An 18,631-nucleotide genomic window follows, 5' to 3' on the forward strand; every position below is an offset into this window, starting at 1 on the left:
CGCCGGAATTATAAGATCGAAGTTCGGCGGATTCCATCTCTTTTCGCATATGGTGCAATACGCGCCCATATGGCGCAGGAAAGGCTGCAAGAGCGGATTTCGGCGTGCCGGCTTGCATGCCGCGTCATTTTAATAATCGTGAAGATCTGACAGAAATGGCAGCCGCGAATAATCCGGCTTTGATTACACCCGAATGAAATCGCACGAATCGATAATCGACTCGAGTGTCCGGCATTCGATTAACCGACCGGCCGGCGATACGCAGGCGCGCCGGTCGCGGCGCCTTTCGGCATCGCCGGTTCCGCCCGAATCGCAGCCTGCGGCGTCGGGACGGGACGGCCGACCATCGCCGGCCCGAACGGCGTGATCGACCGAAGCGACCGAAGGGACCTAGCCGGCCGCCGCCCGCTGCAACGCGCCGAGATCGAGCTTCTTCATCGTCATCACCTGCGCCATCACGCGCTCGGCGCGGGCCGGGTCGCCCGTCATCAGTTCGGCCATCTGCACGGGCACGACCTGCCACGACACGCCGAAGCGGTCGCGCAGCCAGCCGCATTGCTGCGCGCGCGCGTCGCCACCTTCGGACAAGCGCGCCCAGTAATGGTCGATCTCGTCCTGGTCGCGACAGTTGACGACGAACGACACGGCCGGCGTCATCTGGAACACGGGGCCGCCGTTCAGCGCGACGAACGCCTGCCCGTCGAGCTCGAACGCCACGGTCATCACCGCGCCCTCGGCGTTGCCGGACGCATGCGCGCCGGTCTTGCCGTAGCGCGCGACGTGCACGATGCGCGCGTTGTCGAACACCGATACGTAGAAACCGGCCGCCGCCTCGGCGTCGCGGTCGAACCACAGGAACGGCGTGATGCGCTGGATACGCGGGTTCATGCGCTGTCTCCTTCGATGTCGTGCCGGCACCGGTGCCGGTCTTACATCGTAGGCGCTATGCCGGCGCGTGGCAGCGATCCGGTCCGTAGTGCACGCACGGCGCGCCGGAATAAAAAAAAGGGGGCGATCGCTCGCCCCCCTTGTTCCTGCGTCCGGCGACGCCGCGTCAGAATGCGACGAACGGCTGCGCGCCGCCGCTCGCGGTCTTGTCCATCCCGAAGTAGATCGTCTTGCCGTAGAAGTGCGGCATGCCGATGTCGAGCCAGTTGGACGAGCCGAACGGCCCCGCGATGTCGTTGAACGCGAACGTCGACGCGTTCGAGAACAGCGAATCCGCGTTCGCGACCGGCATCGACACGGTGCCCGACGCGCCGTTCTGGCCGCTCAGCGTGGCCGAATAGGTCGTCGTCGCCGACGGGCAGTAGAACTCCGTATTCCTCGAACAGACCGTCTGCGCCGAATCGTTGAAGAAATACGCGTTCGAGCCCGTATCGAAGAACGCGGTCACGTTGCGCCCCTGGAACGTCGCGCTGACGTCGCCGGTCGTGGTCGACGTGAGCACCGTCTTGCCGCTCAGGTTCGGCAGGCCGAACGTCAGCGTGCCGGTCGCGCTCGCCTGCCCGTTGTTCGAGATGGCCGGCATCTGCACGCTCACGCCGTCGTTGTTCGCGAACCGATGCACCGGGTTGGCCACCTGCTGCGCGAGCGGCACGAGCGTGACGGCGCAGCTCGCGTTGTCGCCGTTCGGGCACGCGTAGTAGTTGTTGCTCGTCGACGTCGACGTCGCGCAGGTCGTGCCGCAGTCGTACGGCGCCGGCCCGATGCCGAGGATCCCGTTCGCGCCGAGCGCGCTCGTCGAGTTGGCCGACGCGCCGCCGTTCGTGCACGAGCTCGGCACGTTCGTCGTGCCGAGGTCGCCGATGATCTGCACGGGCAGCGACGCGGCCTGCTCGGTGCCGATCGACAGGTCGACGGTGCGCACCGAGCCCCACGTGTAGCTCGACACGAACTTGCCGCATTCGGCGACCGGCGCGCCGCCGCTCTTCACCTGCGGCAGGCTGTCGTGCACGCCGGCCACCGCGCTGCCGACGAGCCGCAGCCCGTAGGACGCGGTATCGACGAGCACGTTGTTGACGATCTGGCAGTTCGACGTGCCCGGCACGCAAACCTTCACGCTGATGGTCGGGATGTTGATCACGTTCGCGGCGCCGGCGGCGACCGTGACGACGGCCGTGTTGCCGCTGTTGCCGTCGGAGCCGCTGTTGCCGGTATTGCCGTTGTTGCCCGAACTGCCGCCGCCGTCATCGCCGCCGCCGCAGGCCGTCACGAGCACGGCCGTCGCGGCCAGGAGGCCCAGCACGCCGAACCAGCGCTTGAATGTACGAGTCATGCTCAAGATCGCTCTCCCGCTGTCACTGGATATCGGTGCCGGCCACGCCGGTCGGCAGCGCCGACGGCAGCCATGCCTGGCCGGAGAAGGCGCCCATGTGGCCGCCCGTCCGGATCACGAGGCCGCTCGTCTCGACGGCCACCGGCGCACGCCAGCCGCGCGCCCGGTGCGCCGCCTGGACGCCGGCGGTGTACTGCGGGAAATAGCTGCCGAGCAGCGACGCGAGATCCGGCATCGTCGGCCCGCGCCACGCGAGGCCGAACACGCTGCCGGCGGCCGACGTGTATTCGTGGATGACGGTGCCCGATCCGAGCGTGATCTCGCGGACGGTATAGGCGGCCGTGCTCGTCTGCACGCCGTCCGCCGAGCGCATCGCGCGCTGCAGCGCGCGCACGGTGGCGGCCTGATCGTCCGCCGGCGGCGACATCGGCGCGCCGCCCAGTTCCGCGTGTGCGTGGACGGCCCACAGCACACCCATTGCAGCCGTCGCGTGCGCGACGGTCCAGCCCAAGCGTTTCAGCTTCACGTTCCCCCCCAAGGGACTGGCTTCGGTGCCGACGGCGCCGCCATCGGCCCGCGCCGTCTGCCCACTGATGAATCGTACGAATGACGCTACGTTGCTGCTGACGCGTAGTATGCCTGCGGAGTGTGTCGAAGTGTCAATTCGACGCAGGATCACGCTGCGCCGCGCAGCGGCGCCGGGCGAGGGGAAACGAGGCGGGAACGGGGCATGCGCGCGTCGGCCGGCCCCGCGGAACGGGGCGCCCGGCAATGGGACGCGCGATGCGCACCGGCAGGATCAGAAGCCGAGGCTCGCGAGCAGGTCGTCGACCTGCCCCTGGTCCTGAACGACGTCGGATTTGCCTTCCGGCGCGATCTGCGGGCCGTTCAGCAGCGATTCGGGGCTGCCGGTCGCGCTCATCGCTTCGGCCGCGAATGCCGCCGCGGTGGCCGCGAACTGCTCGCGCCGCTCCGGCGCGATGTTCTCGACGAGCACGGTGAGGAGCTGCTGCTCGATCAGGTAGACCATGTCCATGATCTTCTTGATCACCTGCCCCGTCAGATCCTGGAAATCCTGCGCAAGCATGATCTCGAGCAGTTGTGCGCGGGTCGCCGCCGTCGATTCGGGCAGCGTGCGCAGGAACGCCCGCGTGTCGTCCATCAGCTCGCGCACTTCCGCGTGCTCGATCGGCGCGGCGTACCACTGCGCCCAGCGTGCGTCAAGCGCCTCGGCCTCGTTCTGCACGCGCTCCTGCATCGGCTTCGCGATCTCGATCGCATTCAGCACGCGCACCGCGGCCTGTTCGGTCATCGTCGCGACGTAGCGCAGCCGGTCGCGCGCATCGGGCACGGCTTCCGCCGCGCGCTCGACATGCTTGTCGAGCCCGAGCTCGCGCATCGAATCGCGCAGCGTGCGCGTGACGTGGCCGATGCGCGCGAGGATCCGGTCGCTCGCGTAATCGGCGCCTTCGGCATGGCCGTCGGCATTGACCGCCGCGCCGGCAAGCGCCGCATGGATCGGCTCGTTCACGTTCAGCTCCCGGCCTTGGCCATCTTGTCGATGATCTTGTTCAGCTTCTCGTCGAGCGTCGCGGCCGTGAACGGTTTCACGACGTAGCCGCTCGCACCGGCCTGCGCGGCCGCGATGATGTTCTCCTTCTTCGACTCGGCCGTGACCATCAGCACCGGCAGATGCGTGAGCATCGCGTCCGCGCGGATCTCCTTGAGCATCGCGAGACCGTCGAGGTTCGGCATGTTCCAGTCCGAGATCACGAAGTCGAAGCCGCCGCCGCGCAGCCGCGCGAGGCCGGCCGCGCCGTCCTCGGCCTCATCGACGTTCGTGTAGCCCAGTTCCTTGAGCAGGTTGCGGACGATCCGGCGCATCGTCGGGAAATCGTCCACCACCAGGATTTTCATGCTCTTGTCCATCGTCGTTCCTTTCCAGATTCGTTTGTGTCGGGACGCGTATCGTGTCACGCGCCCCGTGACAGTCCATTCACACGCGCTGCACGCGGTCGCCCATCGTCGCCAGACGCGCCATCACGCGGCGGCTCATGTCGGCGAGCGGCACGACCTCGTCCGCCCCGCCGAGCGCGATCGCCTCGCGCGGCATTCCGAACACGATGCAGCTCGCCTCGTCCTGCGCGAACGTGTAAGCGCCCGCGCGTTTCATTTCCAGCAGGCCGGCCGCGCCGTCGCGGCCCATCCCGGTGAGGATCACGCCGATCGCGTTCTTGCCCGCATGCGTCGCCGCCGAGCGGAACAGCACGTCGACCGACGGGCGGTGCCGGTTCACCGGCGGCTCGTCCGACAGTTGCGCAATATAGTTCGCGCCGCTTCTCGCGAGCAACAGGTGCGCATGGCCCGGCGCGATGTACGCATGGCCCGGCAGCACGCGTTCGCCGTGCTCGGCTTCCTTCACCGCGATCCGGCACAGGCCGTTCAGCCGCTGCGCGAACGATTTCGTGAAGCCCGGCGGCATGTGCTGCGCGATCAGCACGGCCGGCGCGTCCGGCGGCAGCGGCGTCAGCACTTCGCGGATCGCCTCGGTGCCGCCCGTCGACGCGCCGATGATGATCAGCTTCTCGGTACTGACGAGCGGGTTGTTGATCATCGGCGCGGCCGCGGCGCTGTCCGCCGTGCGCGCGACGGCCTGCGGCTGCGGCGCCTGGCGCACGCGCGCGCGCGACGCCGCGCGGATCTTGTCCGCGAGCTTCTCCGCGTAGTCGAGCATCCCGTCGCGAATCCCGACGCGCGGCTTCGTGACGAAATCCACCGCGCCGAGTTCGAGCGCGCGCAGCGTGATTTCGGAGCCGCGCTCGGTCAGCGACGACACCATCACGACCGGCATCGGCCGCAGGCGCATCAGCTTCTCGAGGAAGTCGAGCCCGTCCATGCGCGGCATTTCGACGTCGAGCGTGAGCACGTCGGGGTTGTGCTGCTTGATGAGCTCGCGCGCGACGAGCGGATCGGGCGCGGTCGCGACCACCGTCATGTCGGGCTGGCTGTTGATGATCTCGGTCATCAGGCTGCGGATCAGCGCCGAATCGTCGACGCACAACACTTTGATCTTCTGCACTGCGGTCATGCCTCCTGCTTTCTTGATAGGGTCGCCGTCCGCGCGGCGGCGGCTGCGGCCGCGCTACCGCCGCCGGCCGGCGCGGCGCCGCGCCCGCCGAACAGCTCGATGCGCGGACGCGCCGGCTGCGGCGCGGCAGGCCGCTTCGCGGCAAACAGCTCGACGTGCGCGCGACGGGCGCGCTCGGCCTCGCGCGCGAGCGCGGCTTCGCGCTCGGTCACGCCCGGCACCTGCAGCCGCAGTTTCTTCACCATCGCGCGCCCGCTGTGCGGCATGAACGCGACCTTGCGCGGATGCACGCCCTGCAGGTCTTCCGCGGTGATGCGGATGCGCTCGAGCGCCAGATAGCGGCGCACGAAATCCGCGTTGCGATCGCCGATGTTGATCGTCGTCATCCCGGCCAGCACGGCCGCGCCGCCGAACACCTTCGCCTCGAAGCGCTCGCGGCGCCCGCCGGCCTTGATCAGCTCGTTGATCAGCACTTCCATCGCATACGCGCCGTAGCGCATCGATTCCGACGCGGCCGCGCCCGGATCGGCGCCGTCGTCCGGCAGCATGAAATGGTTCATCCCGCCGATGCCCGCGTACGGGTCGTGCAGGCACGCGGCGACGCACGAGCCGAGCACGGTCATCAGCACCATGTCCTCGGCGGTCGTGTAGAACTCGTTCGGCAACAGCTTCACGCCGGGGCGCTCGAAGTGGTTGTCGAAGTAGCGATTGGTCGCGATCGGCAGTGCGCTCATCCGCGCTCTCCAAGAGCCGGCGCGCCGCCTGCGGCCCGCGCGCGCGCGGGCGACGGCATCGCGGCCGCCGCGCTCGCCTGCGCGCCGCGCGAGCGCGCACCCTGCTCGGCGTCGCGCGTCAGTTCGTACACCGTCTGCCCGCGCAGCCGGAACGCCTGCGTCACGTACGTGAAGTTCTCCGAATGGCCGGCGAACAGCAGCCCGCCCGGCTTCACGAGCGGCTCGAAGCGCGACAGCACCTGCCCCTGCGTCGGCTTGTCGAAATAGATCATCACGTTGCGGCAGAAGATCGCGTCGAACGGCTTCGCGATCCCGTAGTCCGCATCGGTCAGGTTCAGCTGCTCGAAGCGGATCATCGCGCGCAGCTCGGGGCGCACCTTCACGCGGCCGGCCTGCGCGCCCGTGCCCTTCAGGAAGAAGCGCTTGAGCCGCTCCGGCGACAGGTGCTTGACCTGGTCGTACGTGTAGATGCCGGCTTCGGCCTTCGCGAGCACCTGCGTGTCGAGATCGGTCGCGAGGATCGTCGCGCTGCGCGCGGCCGCGTCGCCGAGCGCCTCGATCAGCGTGATCGCGATCGAGTACGGCTCCTCGCCGGTCGACGCCGCCGAGCACCAGACCGAGACCGGCGCCGGCCGCGATTTCACGAATTCCGCCAGGATCGGGAAATGGTGCGACTCGCGGAAAAACGCGGTCAGGTTGGTGGTCAGCGCGTTGGTGAACGCTTCCCATTCGAGCGGATCGTCTTCCTGCTCGAGCAGGTCGAGGTAGTCGCGGAACGTGTCGAGGCCGCGCGCCCGCAGCCGTCGCGCGAGCCGGCTATAGGCCATGTCGCGCTTGTGCTCGGACAGCGAGATGCCCGCGCGTTGATGGATCAGCGCGCGGATGCGTGCGAAATCCGCACCGGTGAACGCGAAGTCGCGCCCCGGCTCGCCCGCGCGAGGCGAGGCATCCGGTGCATCGGGTCGAAACGGCGCGCGCGCGTGCTGCATGGCTTAGAAGGTCTCCCAGTCGTCGTCGGACGCGCCGGCTGACGCCAGCGCCGGCTTCTCGCCGTTCAGCGCCGGGCGCACGAGCGCGGGCTTCGCGGCCGGCTTGTCCGCCGGCGCGGCCGTCTTCGCGAGACGCGGGCCATAGCCGCCCGCGGCGGCGGCGCCACGGGCGGCCGGTGCATCCTTCTGCGTCCGCGCGGCGGCCTCGGCCGCACGCGTCGGTTCGGACGCGGCGGCCGCGGCGCCCGAGGCAGCCGCACGCGACGCCGGCGCGGCGCGCCGTGCCGCCGGTTGGGCCGCAGCCTGCGGCGCCGGCAGCGCGGCGACCGGCGCATCGTGGCGCGACGCCGACGGCAGCGCCGCCGGTTCGTGCGCGACCGGCCGCGCGACGCTGCGCGCCGGCGCGAGCGCGATGCCGCCCGCGACGCGCCAGCCCGACACGATCGCCTTCATCTGGCGCGTCTGCTCCTCGAGCGACGCGGCCGCGGCCGCCGCCTGCTCGACGAGCGCCGCGTTCTGCTGCGTGACCGCATCCATCTGGCCGACCGCGCGATTGACCTGCTCGATGCCGGTCGACTGCTCGTCGGACGCGGCGCTGATCTCGCCCATGATGTCGGTCACGCGGCGCACGGCCTGCACGATCTCTTCCATCGTCGAGCCGGCGCGCGCGACGAGCGCCGACCCGCTGTCGACCTTCTCGGCCGAATCGCCGATCAGCTGCTTGATTTCCTTCGCGGCGCTCGCGCTGCGCTGCGCGAGCGAGCGCACCTCGCCCGCGACCACCGCGAAGCCGCGGCCCTGCTCGCCGGCCCGCGCGGCTTCGACGGCCGCGTTCAACGCGAGGATGTTGGTCTGGAACGCGATCCCTTCGATCGTGCCGATGATGTCGACGACCTTGCCCGAGCTCGCCGCGATGTCCTGCATCGTCGACACGACCTGGCCGACCACGTCGCCGCCCTGGGTCGCGATGTCCGACGCGTTCACCGCGAGCTGGCTCGCCTGCCGCGCGTTCTCCGCGTTCTGCCGCACGGTGCCCGTCAGTTGCTCCATGCTCGACGCGGTTTCCTGCAGCGACGCGGCCTGCTCCTCGGTGCGCTGCGACAGGTCGATGTTGCCGGTCGCGATCTCGCGCGCGCCGACGTCGATCGATTCGGTGCCGCGATGCACGGCCTGCACCATCGTCGTGACGGCGTCCTGCATCCGCTTGATGCCGCCGAACAGGCGGCCGATCTCGTTCGTGCTGGAGGCGTTCACCGGCTGCGTGAGGTCGCCGCCGGCAATGCGCTCGAAATGCGCGATCGCGTCCTCGATCGGCTGGACGATCAGCCCGCGCAGCACGAAGCGGATCGCGATCACGACGACGAACGCGATCGCGATGCCGGCCGCGATCAGCGCGATCATCATCGAGATCTGCGACTGCGTCTCGGTCTGACGGTCTTGCGCGCGCTTCTGCAGCGCGGCGATCACGGCCGCCGCCGTCTGGTCGAACGCGACGAACATCGGGCTGATCTTCGTGTCCGCGACCGCGTGGTACGCGGCCATGTCGCCCGCGCGCGCCGCGGCGAACTCGGGCTCGACGCCTTCCTTCACGATCGTCGTGTAGCGTGCGGCGAGCTCGTCGAGCAGCGCCTGATCGACCCCGAGCTTCGGCGTCGACTGGAACGCCTGCCAGTTCTGGTTCGACTTCGCATACAGCTCCTGCGCGCGGTCGAGCACCTTCGCCGCGTCGGCCGCATTGCCGCCTTCGGTCAGCGTACGAAAGCGATCGAGCGCGACGCGCGAGCGCAGCAGCTGCGCGGCCGTGTCGTCGAGCGTGTGGATCGCCGGCAGGTCGACGTGCGCGATCTCGTCGAGCGAGCGGCTCGCGTGATCGAGCGCGTAGAGGCCGAGCCCGCCGACCGCGGCGGTCAGGCACACGAGGATGAGTCCGACCGCCGTGAGCGTCGTGCGGATCGACCAGTTATGCAACATTGCAGATTCTCCCGAAATTGCTGCGCGCGCGGCGCGCTTACCCGCCGAGCGTCTCGATCAGCGCCATTTCCCGGCTCGACATCAGCTTCTCGATGTCCATCAGGATCAGCATCCGGCCGTCGACCGTGCCGAGGCCCGTCAGGTACTCGGTCGTCAGCGTCGCGCCGAATTCCGGCGCCGGCATGATCTGGTCGGTCTGCAGCGTCAGCACGTCCGACACGCCGTCGACCACCATCCCGACCACGCGGTTCGACACGTTCAGGATGATCACGACGGTCTGGTGGTCGTACTCGACGCGGCCCAGGTGGAACTTGATCCGCATGTCGACGATCGGCACGATGATCCCGCGCAGGTTGATCACGCCCTTGATGAACTCGGGCGCGTTCGCGATCCGCGTGACGCTGTCGTAGCCGCGGATTTCCTGCACTTTCAGGATGTCGATCCCGTATTCCTCGTCGCCGAGCGTGAAGACGAGAAATTCCTGGCCCGTCGCATCGCCGTGTTCGGCGTCGCGGCGGCTGGTCGCCGCCGCATTCGCCGCGGCCGTATTGATCATTTGGACTTCAGCAGACACGTTTGCCCCCAATCGGTTGAATGGCGAGAGTCAGAAGACGGCGAGCTCGGCGCCGGCTCGGGCGCCGTGCATCGCACGGGTTTCGCGGTTCAGCGCCGCGACGTCGACGATCAGCGCGACGCTGCCGTCGCCGAGGATGGTCGCCGCCGAGATGCCGTGCACCTTGCGGTAGTTGGTTTCGAGGTTCTTCACGACCACCTGCTGCTGGCCGACCAGTTCGTCGATCAGCATCGCGAAACGACGCCCCTCGGTTTCCATGATCGTGACGATCCCCTGCGTCGGGTCGGTGCGCGCGTCGTCGACCGAGAACACCTCGTGCAGCGCGACGAGCGGCAGGTATTCGCCGCGCACGCGCACCACGCGTTCGCCGTTGCCGACCGTGTAGATGTCGTCGTTCGACGGCTGCAGCGACTCCATCACGAAGTTCAGCGGCAGGATGAAGATCTCGCTGCCCACCTTGACCGACATCCCGTCGAGGATCGCGAGCGTGAGCGGCAGCACGATCCGCGTGGTCGTGCCGCGGCCCGCCTGCGACGAGATCTCGACGTGGCCGCCCATCGACTGGATGTTGCGCTTCACGACGTCCATCCCGACGCCGCGGCCCGACACGTCGGTCACCGTCTCGGCGGTCGAAAAGCCCGGCGCGAAGATCAGCTGCCACACTTCGTCGTCGCTGATGTTCTCGGAGATCTGCATGCCCTGCTTCACGGCCTTCGCGAGAATCCGCTCGCGATTCAGGCCCGCGCCGTCGTCGCTCACCTCGATCACGATGTTGCCGCCGTGATGCGCGGCCGACAGCACGAGCTGGCCGACCGCATCCTTGCCGGCGGCGACGCGCTTGTCGACGGTTTCGATCCCGTGGTCGAGGCTGTTGCGCACCAGGTGCGTGAGCGGATCGATGATCCGTTCGATCAGGCTCTTGTCGAGTTCGGTCGCCTGGCCGAACGTGACCAGTTCGACCTGCTTGCCGAGCTTGCCGGCGAGGTCGCGCACGAGCCGCGGGAAGCGGCTGAACACGTAGTCCATCGGCATCATGCGGATCGACATCACCGCTTCCTGCAGGTCGCGCGCGTTGCGCTCGAGCTGCGCCATCCCGTTGAACAGGCGGTCGTGCAGCGCCGGATCGAACGCGCTGGCCGTCTCGGCCAGCATCGCCTGCGTGATCACCAGTTCGCCGACGAGGTTGATCAGTTGGTCGACCTTCTCGACGCCGACGCGGATCGAGCTGCCTTCGGCGCCGCCTGCCGCCGCGGCGGCCGGGCGCGCGCGCTTGTCGTCGTGATGCGCGGCGGCGGCCGGCGCCGCGTGATCGGCCGGCTGCGGTTGAGCGGGGGGTTGCGACTGCGGTTGCACTGCGGCGGCCGGAGCCGTAGCGGGCGCCGCGGCAGCCGGTTGCGGCGCGGCGGCCTGCGGCGCGAACACCTCGACGCGCGCGGGCTGCGCGGCGGCGGCCGGTTCGGCAGCTTCAGCAGTCACGGCCGCGGCGGCCGGCGCGACGGCCGGCGCCGCCTGGGCAGCCGGCGCCGTGCCGCGCCCGACGCGGATCTGGCTTTCGTCGATCACGAAGCAGCACACCGCGACGATGTCGTCGGACGGCACGTCCGATTCGACCCACAGCGTCAGGTCCGCGCCCACTTCCTCGCGGCCGACGATCCGGCCGAGGTTGCCGAGTTCTTCGGTGAGCAGCGCCTGGTCCTTCGCGTCGACGCCGACCAGCGTGATCTTCAGGTGCGGGCCGTCGGCGCCGGCATCGGCGTCGGCCGCCGGATGCGCGGCCGCGACGGCCTGCTCGACCACATGGTCGGGCGCCCGGTCGTCGCCGACGGCGGGCGCGGCAGCCGGCGCGACGGCGGCGGCAACCGGCGCGGCCGGCGTAGGCGCGGCCGGCGTAGGCGCGGCCGGCGCAGGCGCGCCCGCACCGCTTTCGGCCTTCAGCCGTTCGAGCTTCGCGCAGATCGCCGCGGCGGCGGCCGCGTCCGGCTCGGCGCTCGCGCGGTAGTCGACGAGCTGGTCGGACAGCACGTCCTTGGTTTCCAGGAACGCGTCGACCATCTCCTTGGTCAGCGTCAGCTCATGGTTGCGCGCACGGTCGAGCAGCGATTCGAGGATGTGCGTCGTATCGGTCAGCGCGGAAAAGCCGAACGTCGCCGCGCCGCCCTTGATCGAATGCGCGGCGCGGAAGATCGCCGCCAGATCCTCGGGATCGGGCGCATCGACGTCGAGGTTCAGCAGCAGCTGCTCCATCTGCGCGAGCAGCTCGTCCGCTTCGTCGAAAAAGGTCTGGTAGAACTGAGTGATGTCGAGAGTCATGCCCGGTCACCGGTTGAAATCGTCGCGTTCATGTCAGGAGGCAGCCGGCTCGGACAGCGTGGCGACCAGGTCGACCAGCACGCCCGGGTCGATCGGCTTTTCGATCCAGCCGGTCGCACCCGCGTCGCGTGCGGCGTCCTTGAACGCGTCGCTGCCTTCGGTCGTCAGGATAAGGATCGGCGTGTCCGCGTACGCGGTCAGCTTGCGCAGCGCGGCGATCACCTCGAGCCCGCTCTTGCGCGGCATGTTCTGGTCGGTCAGGACCAGGTCGTACGGCGTCGTCGCCGCCATGTCGAAGCCGGCTTCGCCGTCCGGCGCCACCGTCACGTCGTAGCCGGCCTGCGCCAGCGTGGCCTGCAGCAGCGCACGCATGGTCGCGGAGTCGTCGATGGCGAGAATGGTTCGGATCATGTCTGTCTCGGAAACGTCAGGGTTTCGGCGCCACGGCGACGGCGCTCGCCACGACCGGGCGCGCCGCCGGCGTCGGGCCGCCGAGCTGCTGCGCGAGCAGCTTCGAGCCGGCCGCGTCGGCGGACAGCGTCGTCGTCGTCGCGTCGTCGCGCATCAGCGCTTCTTCGGATTTGCGATTCAGCACGATCACGCTGATCCGGCGGTTTTCCGGATCGAGCGGATCGGCCTTGTTCAGGTTCTGCGTCGACGCGAGGCCCAGCACGCGCAGCACTTTCGCCTCGTCCATGCCGCCGGAGATCAGCTCGCGGCGCGATGCGTTCGCGCGATCGGCCGACAGCTCCCAGTTGCTGTAGCCGCCCTCGCCGCCCGCGTACGGCACGGCGTCGGTGTGGCCCTGGACGATGATCCGGTTCGGCACGTCGTTCAGCGTCTTGCCGATCTCGCGCAGGATGTCGCGCATGTACGGCTCGACGTGGTCGCTCGACATCGCGAACATCGGCCGCTTCTGCGAATCGACGATCTCGATGCGCAGCCCCATCAGCGTCGAATCGATGCGGATCTGCTGCTTGAACTGGCGCAGCGTCGGATTGGCCTCGATCGCGGCCATCAGCTTGATCTGCAGGTCGTGCAGGCGCGTCTGCTCGAGCCGGTCCTGTGCGCCCTCCGCCTGCGACCGCGAATGCTCGTCGCCCGCCTTCGCGAGGCGCTCGGCGAGCGACGTCGTGCCGTCGGTGCGGCGCAGCGTGCCGGCATCCGTGCTCGACAGGTCGCGGCCGCCGCCGTTGATGATGCTGGAATCCTGCGAGCTGCGGTCGCCGCTGCCGAGAATCGCGGCCTTCAGCGGCATGTTGAAATATTCGGCGATCCCCTTCAGCTGCACCGGCGTGACCGAGCTCAGCAGCCACATCAGCAGGAAGAACGCCATCATCGCGGTCATGAAGTCCGCGTACGCGAGCTTCCATGCGCCGCCGTGGTGGCCCTTCTTCGCCGGGGCCACCCGCTTGACGACGATCGCGCGATCCTTGCTCTTGCTCATCGTTCGCTCCGCCTCACTTGGCCTTCACGCGGCGCACGTGCTCTTCGAGCTCGGAGAACGACGGACGCTCGGTCGAGAACAGCACCTTGCGGCCGAACTCGACCGCGATCGCCGGCGCATAGCCGTTCAGCGTCGCGAGGATCGTCACCTTGATGCACTGGAACATCTTGGTCGACTCGGCCACCCGCTGCTCCGCGAGGCTCGCGAGCGGCCCGATCAGCCCGTACGACAGCAGGATCCCGAGGAACGTGCCGACCAGCGCCTGCGCGATCATCGCGCCGAGCACCGCGGGCGGCTTGTCGGCCGACGCCATCGTGTGCACGACGCCCATCACGGCCGCGACGATCCCGAACGCCGGCATCGCGTCGCCGACGCGCATCAGCGCGTGCGCGGGGCCTTCGCCTTCCGTGTGGTGCGTCTCGATCTCCTCGTCCATCAGGCTTTCGATCTCGAACGCGTTCATGTTGCCGCCCACCATCAGGCGCAGGTAGTCGGTCAGGAATTCGACGATGTGGTGATCGGCGAGGATCTTCGGGTATTGCGTGAAGATCGGGCTCTTTTCCGGATCGTCGATGTCGGCCTCGAGCGTCAGCGTGCCCTCCTTGCGTGCCTTCGCGAGCAGCACGTAAAGAAGCGCCATCAGCTCCATATACACGTCCTTCGTGTATTTCGAGCCCTTGAAGAGCGTCGGCAGCACGCGCAGCGTGGCCTTGATGGTCTTGCCGCCGTTGCCGAGGATGAACGCGCCGACGCCGGCGCCCACGATCATCAGGATCTCGATGGGCTGGATCAGCGCGCCCAGATGCCCGCCTGCCAGCGCATAACCGCCGAAGACGGACAACAGCGTCACGAGTGTTCCCACGATAATCAGCACTGCCTGTCCCTCACGAAAGACCGGCGGGAAGACCGCCGTTAAACAGGTTTACGGCAGTCGGCAGGAAAACTTTCGCGGCCGCCCGGCGGCAGCCCGACGGTGTTTACCAGCAATGCGTGGACGATTCGCACGGCGCGCGGACGTCGCTCGCGGCCCGCCCGGCCGAGCTCAGGCCACGGCGGCGGCCAGTTCGGCGCGCGCGGCGGCGGCCTTGCGGGTCTTGCCGGCGCGCGACGGCGGCTGGCACAGGCCGCACACGAAACCTTGATGCGGATCATGCGCATGGGCGACGAAGTGGCCGCCGCAGCGCGTGCACGGCGTCATCTGCAGCATCCCCGAATCGAAGAAGCGCACCAGCGTCCACGCCCGCGTGAGGCTCAGCGCGGCCTCGTCGCCGGACAGGTTCACGTGCTCCAGATACAGCCGGTACGCCTTCACGATCGACTGGATCGGGTCGCAGCGGCCGTGGTCCTGCATGAACCGATACATGTTGTAGAACAGCGACGAGTGGATGTTCGGCTGCCACGTCATGAACCAGTCGGTCGAGAACGGCAGCATCCCCTTCGGCGGCGATACGCCCTTCAGTTCCTTGTACAGCTTGATCAGACGGTCCCGCGACAGGCTCGTCTCCGCCTCCAGCAGCTGCAGCCGGGCGCCCAGTTCGATGAGTTCGATGGCGAGGGTGATTTCCTTCACCTCGATCACGACGCTTTTGCTTGCCATGGTGATAACCGTCCGCTTGACGTTATGCGAATGAATGGCCAATACGCTGCCGGCCGGCGCGGCACGCCGGGACACACGCAAGGCGGGATGGATCAGCGGACGCCTTCGACCTGCTGCCCGGCCATCAGGATGGCCGAGTGGGCGTGCGCGACGACATCGCTGCGGCCCTTGTCGGCGAGCGACGACAGCAGCGCGTGATCATCGAAGCGGAAGCGGCACAGCATCTGGTTCGACGCGGCCAGCTTCACGGTCTGGGCGAGCGTGAGGTTGGCGAGCACGTCGGCGAGTTCCTGGGAAATGCCCATGCGAAACATGCCCATCGCCTTGTCTTCCCGCAGCAGTCGCTGCGCGAGGAGGAGGTACGACAGGTTGACCTCTTTGATCTCACTGAGCATTTCACTGGTAGCGCTCATGATTCCCCCGTTAAAAAGCTGTGCTTTGGCCATTCATGTTATGAAAACGTTTGCTCGATCAGCGCGCACTGGGCGCTCAGTCGGCTCGTTTATAGTCTTACAGGGCGAATTTTGGCCAAACGGGATTTATGTCGGTATCAGCGAAGTGGCGTATGCCATGCAGGATTTGTCTGTAAACCGTGTAGGAATTTTTCCGACAAGGCGAATTGAAAGGAGCCATCGGGAAAACGGGTTGCAACGCGGATTCGGTTGCGAAAGGGTCCGATCGCCGTCGCGCCGGTGGCGTAAGGCTTGCCGGCAGGGCGCCGGCAATCGGATCGGTAAAAATTATAGTGGTTTTTCACGATAGCGCAACAATAGTTATGGCTGTCGCGATTCGCGATTCCGTGCCCTTTTTGTCGGGGTTTTCGCGTATTTCATCGTGTAACAAGCCTTAAGTGTTTGAAAAAACACTCGAACCCCTCCGGGCGATATCGATAATGGACTCCAATGGGCGGCGGCGCGAGCCGTGCCGGCCCGCCCCGCAGCTTGCCGTCCGGCGCTCCGCGCACCCCGCCCAGGGCCCGGCCACGTATCGCGAACCGCGTGCGTCGGCAAGTTCCGCAACCTTGTAAGGGATCCGCATCGGCGCCGTCGCGCGCTCGGATCGACACAGGAGAAACCCCCATGCGAATTGCCCAGATCGCGCCGCTTTACGAAGCCGTTCCGCCGAAACTCTACGGCGGCACCGAGCGAGTCGTGTCCTACCTCACCGAGGCGCTCGTCGAACTCGGCCACGACGTGACGCTGTTCGCCAGCGGCGACTCCGTCACGTCGGCCCGTCTCGAGGCGGCGTGGCCGCGCGCGCTGCGGCTCGACCCGTCGGTCCGCGATTCGATGGCGCCCCACATGCGGCTCCTCGAGCAGGTCGCGCGGGTCGCGCACGAATTCGACGTGCTGCACTTTCACCTCGACTACCTGCCGTTCCCGCTGATGTCGCGCCTCGACACGCCCTACGTGACGACGCTGCACGGCCGTCTCGACCTGCCGGAGCTGCAGCCGGTGTTCGACGCGTTCCCGGATTCGCCGGTCGTGTCGATCTCGAACAACCAGCGCAAGCCGCTGCCGCAGGCCGCGTGGGCCGGCACCGTGTACCACGGGCTGCCCGACACGCTGCTCACGCCGCAGCCGGACGTGAAGCCCGAATACCTCGCGTTCCTCGGCCGGATCTGTCCCGAAAAGCGTGTCGACACCGCGATCCGGATCGCCGCGCAAAGCGGGCTGCCGCTGAAGATCGCCGCGAAGGTCGACAAGGCCGACGCCGACTACTTCAAGGAAGTGATCGAGCCGCTGCTCGGCCAGGCGCATGTCGAATTCATCGGCGAGATCAACGAAGCGCAAAAGCCCGCGTTCCTGTCCGGCGCGAAGGCGCTGCTGTTCCCGATCGACTGGCCGGAGCCGTTCGGCCTGGTGATGATCGAGGCGATGGCCTGCGGCACGCCGGTCGTCGCGTTCAACCGCGGCTCGGTGCCGGAAGTGATCGAGGACGGCGTGACCGGCTTCATCGTCGAGGACGTGCAGGGCGCGGTCGGCGCGCTGCACCGGATCGACAGTCTGTCGCGCACCGCGATCCGCGCGCGTTTCGACACGCGCTTCAGCTCGAAGGCGATGGCGCAGCGCTACGTCGAGACCTACGAATCGCTTTGCGCGGCCACCAAGCAACCGGCATTGCGCCGGGTCGCGGGCGCCTGACACGGAAATCCGCGCGGAAATCGGCGGTAAATCCGCGCGGAAATCGGCGCGCAAAAACAAAGAGCCGCATCGTCGATGCGGCTCTTTGTTTTTGGCTTTCCGTCACTCGATCAGGAAACGATCGCGGTTTTTGCCGACGATCCAATTCGGCGGCTTGCCGCGCCCGCTCCAGGTTGCACCCGACTTCGGATCGCGGTATTTCGGCGGCAGCGGCGCCTTCTTCGGCGGACGCCCGCGCCGCGCTCGCTCCGCGAAGCCCAGATCCTGGGCCGTCAGGCCATATTCGGCAATCATGCGCTGGACATCGGCGATCACCGCCGCCACTTCCTGGCGCCGCACGTCGTCCGCCTGGGCTTGCAGATCGGCGATCTGCGCCTTGAGTTTCGCGTATTGAGACATTTTTCGACTCCCCTTTTCGATGATGCGGCCCCGGCGAATCCAGCCGGGACACCAACATCCGTTACGTCATCCGCACTGCCGCCCTGCCCTTCGAAATTAATGCTGCCATCTTTAACCGAATCGCCTATATCGAGAATGCGGACTTATTCTAATAAAAGGCATTCGCCAGCCATTCAAATTTAACAATCGTTTACCCTCCCGGGCCCGATTCATTTCCTATAATCCAGACCAATTCCCGGTAGCGCAATAAATCCGTTGCGTCGCCCCGGGTCTTCAACCCACCTGGACGAGGTCCTTACATGAATCTTTCTCAGCGTCTCGCTGCAGAGGTATTCGGCACGTTCTGGCTGGTGCTCGGCGGGTGCGGAAGCGCCGTGCTGGCCGCCGCCTTTCCGGGCCTCGGCATCGGCTTCGCCGGCGTCGCACTCGCCTTCGGCCTGACCGTGCTGACGATGGCATTCGCAATCGGCCACATCTCGGGTTGCCACCTGAATCCGGCGGTCAGCGTCGGCCTGACGGTCGCCGGCCGCTTCCCGGCACGCGATCTCGCGCCGTACATCGTCGCGCAGGTCGTCGGCGCGACGCTCGGCGCGTTCGTCCTGTACCTGATCGCAACCGGCAAGCCGGGTTTCGACGTGGTCGGCAGCGGCTTTGCGACGAACGGCTTCGGCGATCGCTCGCCCGGCCACTACTCGCTCGCCGCGGCGTTCATCTGCGAGGTCGTGATGACGGGCTTCTTCCTGTTCGTGATCCTCGGCGCGACCGACAAGCGCGCGCCGGCCGGCTTCGCGCCGATCGCGATCGGGCTGTGCCTGACGCTGATTCACCTGATCTCGATTCCGGTCACCAACACGTCGGTGAACCCGGCGCGCTCGACCGGCCCGGCGCTGTTCGTCGGCGGCGACGCGATCGGCCAGCTCTGGCTGTTCTGGATCGCGCCGCTGATCGGCGCGGCACTCGCCGGGATCATCTATCCGCTGGTCGCCGGGCGTGACGACGCCGTCGGCCTGCTGCCCGCATCCGCTCGCACAAGCGAATAAAACACTACGGGGTCAAGCGAGCAGAGCAGCGAGCCTCACGCTGTCGAAGAACACGAGGCA

Annotated in this window: 19 protein-coding genes; 2 read left to right on the forward strand and 17 right to left on the reverse strand. The window is 67.7% G+C overall.

Annotated elements, in window-relative coordinates:
• Positions 1–390: 390 nt before the first annotated feature.
• The 16 genes from J8I33_RS25690 to flhD all read right to left on the reverse strand — a co-directional run bounded on the left by J8I33_RS25690 (position 391) and on the right by flhD (position 15,401).
• A complete protein-coding gene (locus J8I33_RS25690; protein ID WP_050011820.1) occupies positions 391–888 on the reverse strand; it encodes a VOC family protein in 498 nt (165 codons plus the stop codon).
• Positions 889–1,054: 166 nt separating this feature from the next.
• Positions 1,055–2,284 (reverse strand): DUF3443 family protein, encoded by a 1,230-nt coding sequence (locus tag J8I33_RS25695; protein ID WP_124595275.1) that lies wholly within the window; start codon positions 2,282–2,284, stop codon positions 1,055–1,057.
• 16 nt (positions 2,285–2,300) lie between these two features.
• Positions 2,301–2,804 (reverse strand): DUF2844 domain-containing protein, encoded by a 504-nt coding sequence (locus J8I33_RS25700; RefSeq protein ID WP_050012090.1) that lies wholly within the window; start codon positions 2,802–2,804, stop codon positions 2,301–2,303.
• Between the two features lie 273 nt (positions 2,805–3,077).
• The gene (gene cheZ / locus J8I33_RS25705; protein WP_069618698.1) at positions 3,078–3,809 is read right to left on the reverse strand and encodes a protein phosphatase CheZ; all 732 of its coding nucleotides are present in this window, start codon (positions 3,807–3,809) and stop codon (positions 3,078–3,080) included.
• Between the two features lie 2 nt (positions 3,810–3,811).
• Positions 3,812–4,207, reverse strand: coding sequence for a chemotaxis response regulator CheY (cheY, locus tag J8I33_RS25710; protein WP_209939386.1), 396 nt, complete (start codon positions 4,205–4,207; stop codon positions 3,812–3,814).
• 67 nt (positions 4,208–4,274) lie between these two features.
• Entirely contained in the window at positions 4,275–5,366 is a 1,092-nt protein-coding gene (locus tag J8I33_RS25715; protein WP_069618699.1) for a chemotaxis response regulator protein-glutamate methylesterase, read from the reverse strand.
• Complete coding sequence (gene cheD / locus J8I33_RS25720; RefSeq protein ID WP_050011816.1) at positions 5,363–6,100, reverse strand: chemoreceptor glutamine deamidase CheD; 738 nt, start codon at positions 6,098–6,100, stop codon at positions 5,363–5,365. Before cheD ends, J8I33_RS25715 begins: the two co-directional genes overlap by 4 nt.
• Positions 6,097–7,089 carry a CheR family methyltransferase gene (locus tag J8I33_RS25725; RefSeq protein WP_050011815.1) on the reverse strand — a complete coding sequence of 331 codons (993 nt, stop codon included), beginning with the start codon at positions 7,087–7,089 and terminating at the stop codon, positions 6,097–6,099. The genes cheD and J8I33_RS25725 overlap by 4 nt, the downstream gene beginning before the upstream one ends.
• 3 nt (positions 7,090–7,092) lie before the next feature.
• Positions 7,093–9,060, reverse strand: a complete 1,968-nt coding sequence (locus J8I33_RS25730) for a methyl-accepting chemotaxis protein (RefSeq protein WP_124556827.1) — start codon at positions 9,058–9,060, stop codon at positions 7,093–7,095.
• A gap of 37 nt (positions 9,061–9,097) precedes the next feature.
• Positions 9,098–9,616 (reverse strand): chemotaxis protein CheW, encoded by a 519-nt coding sequence (gene cheW / locus J8I33_RS25735; protein WP_050016005.1) that lies wholly within the window; start codon positions 9,614–9,616, stop codon positions 9,098–9,100.
• A 48-nt stretch (positions 9,617–9,664) separates the two neighbouring features.
• Positions 9,665–11,944: a chemotaxis protein CheA gene (gene cheA / locus J8I33_RS25740; RefSeq protein WP_209939387.1), complete on the reverse strand. Its 2,280-nt coding sequence runs from the start codon at positions 11,942–11,944 to the stop codon at positions 9,665–9,667.
• A gap of 33 nt (positions 11,945–11,977) precedes the next feature.
• Positions 11,978–12,355 (reverse strand): response regulator, encoded by a 378-nt coding sequence (locus J8I33_RS25745; RefSeq protein ID WP_050016002.1) that lies wholly within the window; start codon positions 12,353–12,355, stop codon positions 11,978–11,980.
• 16 nt (positions 12,356–12,371) lie between these two features.
• The gene (gene motB / locus J8I33_RS25750; protein ID WP_050015998.1) at positions 12,372–13,391 is read right to left on the reverse strand and encodes a flagellar motor protein MotB; all 1,020 of its coding nucleotides are present in this window, start codon (positions 13,389–13,391) and stop codon (positions 12,372–12,374) included.
• Positions 13,392–13,404: 13 nt separating this feature from the next.
• A complete protein-coding gene (motA, locus tag J8I33_RS25755; protein WP_050015994.1) occupies positions 13,405–14,265 on the reverse strand; it encodes a flagellar motor stator protein MotA in 861 nt (286 codons plus the stop codon).
• A gap of 168 nt (positions 14,266–14,433) precedes the next feature.
• Positions 14,434–14,988 carry a flagellar transcriptional regulator FlhC gene (gene flhC / locus J8I33_RS25760; RefSeq protein WP_050015993.1) on the reverse strand — a complete coding sequence of 185 codons (555 nt, stop codon included), beginning with the start codon at positions 14,986–14,988 and terminating at the stop codon, positions 14,434–14,436.
• A 92-nt stretch (positions 14,989–15,080) separates the two neighbouring features.
• Positions 15,081–15,401: a flagellar transcriptional regulator FlhD gene (gene flhD / locus J8I33_RS25765; protein ID WP_011350590.1), complete on the reverse strand. Its 321-nt coding sequence runs from the start codon at positions 15,399–15,401 to the stop codon at positions 15,081–15,083.
• A gap of 666 nt (positions 15,402–16,067) precedes the next feature.
• Here flhD and J8I33_RS25770 point away from each other — a divergent pair.
• Positions 16,068–17,132, forward strand: a complete 1,065-nt coding sequence (locus J8I33_RS25770; RefSeq protein ID WP_050015987.1) for a glycosyltransferase family 4 protein — start codon at positions 16,068–16,070, stop codon at positions 17,130–17,132.
• 102 nt (positions 17,133–17,234) lie between these two features.
• On the opposite strand, the gene J8I33_RS25775 is transcribed toward J8I33_RS25770, so the two are convergent.
• Positions 17,235–17,531, reverse strand: a complete 297-nt coding sequence (locus tag J8I33_RS25775) for an H-NS histone family protein (RefSeq protein ID WP_006489320.1) — start codon at positions 17,529–17,531, stop codon at positions 17,235–17,237.
• 299 nt (positions 17,532–17,830) lie between these two features.
• Between J8I33_RS25775 and aqpZ the strand changes: the two genes are divergently transcribed.
• The gene (gene aqpZ / locus J8I33_RS25780) at positions 17,831–18,571 is read left to right on the forward strand and encodes an aquaporin Z (RefSeq protein WP_050015977.1); all 741 of its coding nucleotides are present in this window, start codon (positions 17,831–17,833) and stop codon (positions 18,569–18,571) included.
• The last annotated feature ends 60 nt before the right edge of the window (positions 18,572–18,631 follow it).

The organism is Burkholderia sp. AcTa6-5 (assembly GCF_017815075.1).
GTDB lineage: Bacteria > Pseudomonadota > Gammaproteobacteria > Burkholderiales > Burkholderiaceae > Burkholderia > Burkholderia sola.